The sequence below is a fragment of the Xenorhabdus griffiniae genome (genome assembly GCF_001028135.1).
GTDB lineage: Bacteria > Pseudomonadota > Gammaproteobacteria > Enterobacterales > Enterobacteriaceae > Xenorhabdus > Xenorhabdus bakwenae.
Genome location: NZ_LDNM01000152.1, coordinates 1 through 5,563, shown reverse-complemented (window position 1 = coordinate 5,563; position 5,563 = coordinate 1). Strand labels below are relative to the sequence as shown.

The window sequence follows — 5,563 nt, the reverse complement described above, 5'->3', positions numbered from 1 at the left end:
TATGAACTCACACTGTCTCTTGAACAAGACTTATGATCAAGAGACAGCCTTCTATGAAGGTGGTTTTCAGTTATCAATAAAAATCAGAATGGGTTTTACTACCCTCCTGCACAATTACATATCCATAATCACCTTGTGAGCCAAAATTCACATCCAGTCCACTATCGTGTTTGATGAGAAAATTACGCCAACTGCTGCCTTTGACCACCACCCCGGCAAACGACGCGGGTTGATTCTGGATAGCTGCACCTTCCAATCCTATATTCCTAACAAACTCCGGTTTGTTGGGGATATCTGTGAGGACATGCTACAGAGCAATTGAAATCAAAATGAGCCTACATGTATCAGCAATTACTATTTAACACCATGAAAAATAATAAAAAAGACCTCAAAATAAGAGGTCTAAACAAGGGGAAACATGAGGACGGCATATTTACAATTCTTTACTTACTTTTCATTCATAATAATTTCGATTTCTACATCATAGTCATAACCGTACTCTATCCACTTTCCCGATATGGTCATCACACCATCGCTTTTTTCTACTGCTAATGTGAGATCGACTTCTTTTTCTGACTTTCCTCTGCCCGTTCCGGTGTAAATATTTCCATGAGACTTCTTCAAAGAAACGGTATAACGCAGCTTACCCAGCTCAACTGGATACTCAAAATCAAATGAGATAGAACTGTCTGATACTAAGGCTTTATCAAAATAAACCATTTGCCAGCCATCATCGAAAGAGTGTTTTCCAATATATGTTTTTATCACCTCTTTTTTAGGTGCATCATTCATGGTTTCTTTGAGTGCCTGTAATTGCTCAATCAAAATATCAACCTGCTGCTTGTCAGTTGCCATTATTTCACTTGAAAACTGGTGTCGCAGACAGTCATGATGATCAACAAAAAAGAACGCATCTTTATTGACCAGCTCCCGATACTGTTCTGGAGATAGGTCGCTTAAATGCTCCGGGAAGCCAAATAAGTTTTTATGCTGAATGATTTCTTCAAGGCTTTTCTTTGAATACTCGACATCTAAATTAACTTTGCTCATCGCATTTTCCTAATTATTTACAAGATATACCTGCCAGAAAGAAGCACTATCATCAATGACTCTCAATTGTCTTATCGAGGTTTTGAATATCAACCCCCAGATGGCGCAACTCGCGCATGAGAATAAAGGCTATCGCTTCATTGCTGGTTAATCCTTCTGATTTTAAGATTTCTAACATTCCAACAAACTCATGTTTTAATTCTTCTGTGCACGGTTCATTTTAAAACTCATTTTCAGTCTCCAAATTGAGAGTAAATATTTTCGTGTTTTAACGTTTATAAAAAAATGTCTCAGGGTTATCTACCCACTCATTCTATCCCATGCGGCACAAGGCTTTGAGTGGGTAAAGGCGGTAGAAAAAAACAAAGCTGATTGTACCCTGCTTACTTACCCTGATTGATAACCCGTTTCCGTCCGCTATCGTCTGCTGTTTTTCAACTGGTTTACCGTATAAGGATTTGAGTTTTTTATCACTGAGCTTGTTTACAGCCATTTAGCGAACCTTTTTCTATTTTGCAATACACATTGCAATACGCAGGGTGATGTAACAACCCGCAAACACCAAAACGGATGGAAACACCAATCATCAATTTATTTTTCATATAATTACAAACAACATAAGTACATGTAACCCCATGTCAGTTACAGAGTTTATGTGCTTGGTGAAAAAATTGTGCCGCGCTGACACTTGCTCCTTGGCCTTTTTCGCCAGCCGCCGCAGGTCATCCCAGCGCTTGCAGATACCTAATCCGGGGTTCGCTTTCTGCCAGACCGTCTCATCAAACGGATCATCGTCTTTATCCAGCGTGTAGATCAGGGCGAAAAAAGTATCATCAGGGGGCACCTGACCACGCAGGACCTTAACGGCATAATCACGCAGTTCGTAACAAATCCCTTCTTTATTAAAGCCGGCGGTGGTAATGCCAAACAACAACGACTGCAAACGCGCCCCCGTGGCCGTTTCCAGTACATCCCACACATCACGGGTTTTATGGGCGTGCAGCTCATCAACAATACCGCAATGGATATTGAGACCATCCAGATTGTTAGCATCACTGGACAGTGGCTCAAACTTGGACGCGGATTGCTCCTGATAAATGGTCAGCTTATTAAACTCAAACAGGCGACCTAACGTGGATCTGGCCTGCTTGATCATGTTTTTCGCATCTTCAAACACAATGCGGGCCTGATCACGGGTGGTCGCGGCCGAATAAACTTCCGCCCCGCCCTCGCTATCAGCCCCGGTCATGTATAAACCAATACCGGAGGACAGGGTGGACTTGGCGTTCTTACGGGCCACTTCGTTGTAGGCCGTCCGAAAACGGCGCACCATCACCGGCCGCCCGCTGCCGTCATTGCGCAGCACCACTTCCCCCGTGGCTTCATTCACCAGCGGATGCACAAAACCAAACAGGTTAATCAGAATAAAGATATGCCAGTCCATCAGTTCAATGGACTGGCCTGCCAGTGCGCCCTTGACGTGGGGCACAAATTTGTAGAAGTTCAGGATATGCTGGGCACGGGGTTCACTGAAATAAATTCCCCGCGCTTCCCCCGTTTTCAGGTCATTCAGGAACCGCTGACAGGCCAGTTTCACCAGCTCACCGGATACAACCTCGCCCGCCACGACCCGCTCGGCGTAGCGAATACCCTCCGCGACTTTTGCCATGTTAATCCCTCATTTGTAAGAACTCAGCCAGAGGATCAGCTTTGTCTTCCCCGGCCATGTTGACCTTAGACCGACTGGAGGGTGACATCCCAAACGCACTGAGCATGGCATGAATACGTTTCCACGCATCGGCTTTCATGCCTGCCGCCGGATGCGCTTTGATTAATCCCTGATCGGTCCGGTAGGTGTAACCTTCGCTTTCCAGTGTTTCACAGTGCGTCCGGTATTCGACGTAGGCTTCAATCAGCAATTCAAGGGCTTTGGCGTCAAGCTGAGTCAGCACGCCGACTTTATTCAGCTCCCCGGCGATCCGTTCATGCCAGTACCGGCCCATTTTTCCAAAATGTTTGGGGACAAGGGGAACCCCTTTTTCCGGCTTCGGTTCATGGGCGTTAATCGGGCGTTTTGATGGGTTACCCCTCACCAGACGCAGGTGAGTCGGGGTTGGCGGTCGTCCTGCCATGTGATGTCTCCTGTAAAATGGTGCAGTTGGGGCACCCCAAAAAAAGGTTTGCATTTCGCGGCGATGTGAAAAGAGGTAAGGCGGCGGTCCTTGAGGGCGAGAGTGGCAGAAATTTAACCCGCCCCTCCCTCTATAGCGATGACATATGCAATGATTGCAATGAGAAATTAATATTCATTCAACCTTTATCGTAATCGCTCCGTGGCGGTCTTACGTTTATGGCAAGACCAGCATAATAGTTGCAGATTGGACAGTTCATCTGTGCCGCCGTGTGCCTTGGGTGTGATATGGTCAACGGTCACGCCCGTTACTGCTCGTCCCCCACGTAAGCATTGCTGGCACAACTGTTTGTCCCGTTGTTTTACACTGGCGCGTAACTTGTCCCACTTGCTGCCATAACCTCGTTCATGTCGATTCTTGCCTTGCTGGTGGTTCTGCCAGCCTGTGTGCAAATGATCGTTACAGTAGCCTGAGCGGTCGGTAGTGGTTTTAGGGCAGCCACGTTTGCGGCAGGCTCTGGGAATGCGGGGTGGCATATCACCAGACTCCGCTATAGAGTGAGGCATGGTACAGTCGTCCGCTGAGACGCACGGTTTTATCGAGTTCTTCATTATTGAAGACCTTGAAGTTTTCGGCTGCAATGCTACCACCTTCATTAAGGTGGATTATCATCATCGTTTTCTCCTTTATTTAAATACTGCTAACATAACTATTTCATTTGTCAAAATTACATACGGAACAATTTTTCATGAGACCAATCACCCCTCTATTACTCTTGTCATCAATACTCATTGCACCACAAGCAATAGCTGTAACTGAGCATGAAAATAATTATGTTAAGCGGTGCCTGGATTATGGGATTAAAGAAATGAGGAAAGTACAGGCGGATGGTGCGCTATCGATACTGGGACAAGCAAGCGTTGATAATGACAACATACAAGAAAATGTTTTTTCTGATTATGTAGGCAGCCAATATGTCGCAACTGAACTGGTTGCTGATATCAAAGTAAAAGATAAAAAAGAAGGCGAGATCTTGTGCCTCGGCAATGATGACCAATTTTTATACTTTCATTTTAGCCCCCGATAATTAAAGGTACCTGATAACCAATTATCCAGCCTACAGCGGATGTTTGCTGGTAATGACCCGTCTTCTTCGGGGGCATGGGTTATTTTTGATTCTGTCTGTACGCTCGATGGCAAGGAGACATGTCGTAGCTAATACCGACAGACGGCGATAACCCGACGCAAAAGAACTAATGCCTGACCGCTGAATAACTGAATTCCCGCTCTACCGGCAGGATTAAGCAGCCTTGTTCACCCTGCTTACCAAATGACTGAACGCAACGTGCTTCGAAGTCTTTGTAGTCCACACAGCCATTCGCCAATATCGTGACCGCTTTCAGTTGCTCTGTGACCAGTTTCTTGGCCTCTGGCTTAAGGTACTGGTGAATCTTCTCCCTATTGCCTTTAGCTGCTTCTTTTACCTCAGCATAAACTGAATCAGACAGCACAACCTGATACATCCACTTGGAGGTAATCATGCCAAATAATGACGGCGTACCACCGACATGACCGTTATAGGGCAATCCTGACATGCGACTGAGTGCCTGATAGAAAGGCTCCTGAAATTGTTTTTCCCATATGGTGGGCTTATCCAGAAGAAAGATGGCGTTAATGCGTTGGTCAGTGAATACAGGTTGGGTGCCACGGATCAGGGCGTCTATTTGCTCATCACACCAGATTTCAAAGTCAACAGCCAGCCAGCGGGCAAAGCGAACTGCTAATTTTGGGTGAAGCCATCTGCCGCCGTTAATGCCTGCTCTTGTTTTTACTAAGCCTGTTTTCTTTGCAAGTCGAAGAATTTTAACCTTTGCCTCTGCTTTTCTGCTTTTCTGCTTTTCTGCTTTTCTGCTTTCTAACTAATTGATTTCTTTTAATTCCCTCTCAGGAACGGAATTAGAAAACAACTTCTTACTTAAAGCACATAGATATTCCAGGGTTTCAAGCTGAGTTATCCAAGCATGCGGCTCTTTCTTAAACTTAGCTGCTACATCTGTCGCATTAATCCATCCTTCTTCATTAAAGCGAATGGGATGACCGTCATACTCAAATGGAATGATATTACTCACGATGCTTATCCTTACTTAGGTAATGAACCTTTGCCGCAATAGGAGATCAGCCCATCGAGTAGCATCAGTTTTAGCTGATTCCTCAAAGGCTCATTCCTAAATAAAGGCTCGATGTTTAGATTGGCGCTGCGGTGCGCGGTGAAAATAAAAATGCCACCAGCCCGTGTGCGTTGGGTACGCGGTAGGAACGGCAGGGCGCGAGCATACTTTGATTAATCCTCAGCCAAAGAAAACCTGTGCACGATAATCATC

At 45.4% G+C, this 5,563-nt stretch carries 9 protein-coding genes and 3 pseudogenes; 2 read left to right on the top strand and 10 right to left on the bottom strand.

The window, feature by feature from the left end; translation table 11 throughout:
• Window positions 1–73 precede the first annotated feature (73 nt).
• The 8 genes and pseudogenes from AAY47_RS19010 to AAY47_RS22130 form a co-directional block, all read right to left on the bottom strand.
• Entirely contained in the window at window positions 74–256 is a 183-nt protein-coding gene (locus AAY47_RS19010) for a hypothetical protein (RefSeq protein WP_047771901.1), read from the bottom strand.
• A gap of 191 nt (window positions 257–447) precedes the next feature.
• Window positions 448–1,050 (bottom strand): hypothetical protein, encoded by a 603-nt coding sequence (locus tag AAY47_RS20180; protein ID WP_053014358.1) that lies wholly within the window; start codon window positions 1,048–1,050, stop codon window positions 448–450.
• A gap of 52 nt (window positions 1,051–1,102) precedes the next feature.
• Entirely contained in the window at window positions 1,103–1,228 is a 126-nt protein-coding gene (locus AAY47_RS23090) for a hypothetical protein (RefSeq protein WP_255334820.1), read from the bottom strand.
• Window positions 1,229–1,396: 168 nt separating this feature from the next.
• Window positions 1,397–1,543: pseudogene (locus tag AAY47_RS19000) on the bottom strand (Arm DNA-binding domain-containing protein); the annotation flags it as partial.
• A gap of 156 nt (window positions 1,544–1,699) precedes the next feature.
• Window positions 1,700–2,719 (bottom strand): annotated as a pseudogene (locus tag AAY47_RS18995) (terminase large subunit); the annotation flags it as partial.
• A gap of 1 nt (window position 2,720) precedes the next feature.
• The gene (locus AAY47_RS18990) at window positions 2,721–3,182 is read right to left on the bottom strand and encodes a phage terminase small subunit P27 family (protein ID WP_047771471.1); all 462 of its coding nucleotides are present in this window, start codon (window positions 3,180–3,182) and stop codon (window positions 2,721–2,723) included.
• A 185-nt stretch (window positions 3,183–3,367) separates the two neighbouring features.
• Window positions 3,368–3,718, bottom strand: a complete 351-nt coding sequence (locus tag AAY47_RS18985; protein WP_047771470.1) for an HNH endonuclease — start codon at window positions 3,716–3,718, stop codon at window positions 3,368–3,370.
• A gap of 1 nt (window position 3,719) precedes the next feature.
• Window positions 3,720–3,857 (bottom strand): hypothetical protein, encoded by a 138-nt coding sequence (locus AAY47_RS22130; protein WP_160300219.1) that lies wholly within the window; start codon window positions 3,855–3,857, stop codon window positions 3,720–3,722.
• A 73-nt stretch (window positions 3,858–3,930) separates the two neighbouring features.
• Here AAY47_RS22130 and AAY47_RS18980 point away from each other — a divergent pair, with 73 nt between their 5' ends.
• Window positions 3,931–4,269, top strand: a complete 339-nt coding sequence (locus AAY47_RS18980; protein WP_047771898.1) for a hypothetical protein — start codon at window positions 3,931–3,933, stop codon at window positions 4,267–4,269.
• 166 nt (window positions 4,270–4,435) lie between these two features.
• Here the strand turns inward: AAY47_RS18980 and AAY47_RS22985 are convergent, their stop codons facing one another.
• On the bottom strand, window positions 4,436–4,777 hold the full coding sequence (locus AAY47_RS22985; RefSeq protein WP_053014357.1) for a hypothetical protein: 342 nt from the start codon (window positions 4,775–4,777) through the stop codon (window positions 4,436–4,438).
• 33 nt (window positions 4,778–4,810) lie between these two features.
• On the opposite strand from AAY47_RS22985, the gene AAY47_RS22980 reads away from it, so the two are divergent.
• Complete coding sequence (locus tag AAY47_RS22980; RefSeq protein WP_235428417.1) at window positions 4,811–4,966, top strand: hypothetical protein; 156 nt, start codon at window positions 4,811–4,813, stop codon at window positions 4,964–4,966.
• On the opposite strand, the pseudogene AAY47_RS22975 reads toward AAY47_RS22980, so the two are convergent.
• Window positions 4,949–5,311 (bottom strand): annotated as a pseudogene (locus tag AAY47_RS22975) (KilA-N domain-containing protein); the annotation flags it as partial. The gene AAY47_RS22980 and the pseudogene AAY47_RS22975 sit on opposite strands and share 18 nt — an antisense overlap.
• Window positions 5,312–5,563 lie beyond the last annotated feature (252 nt).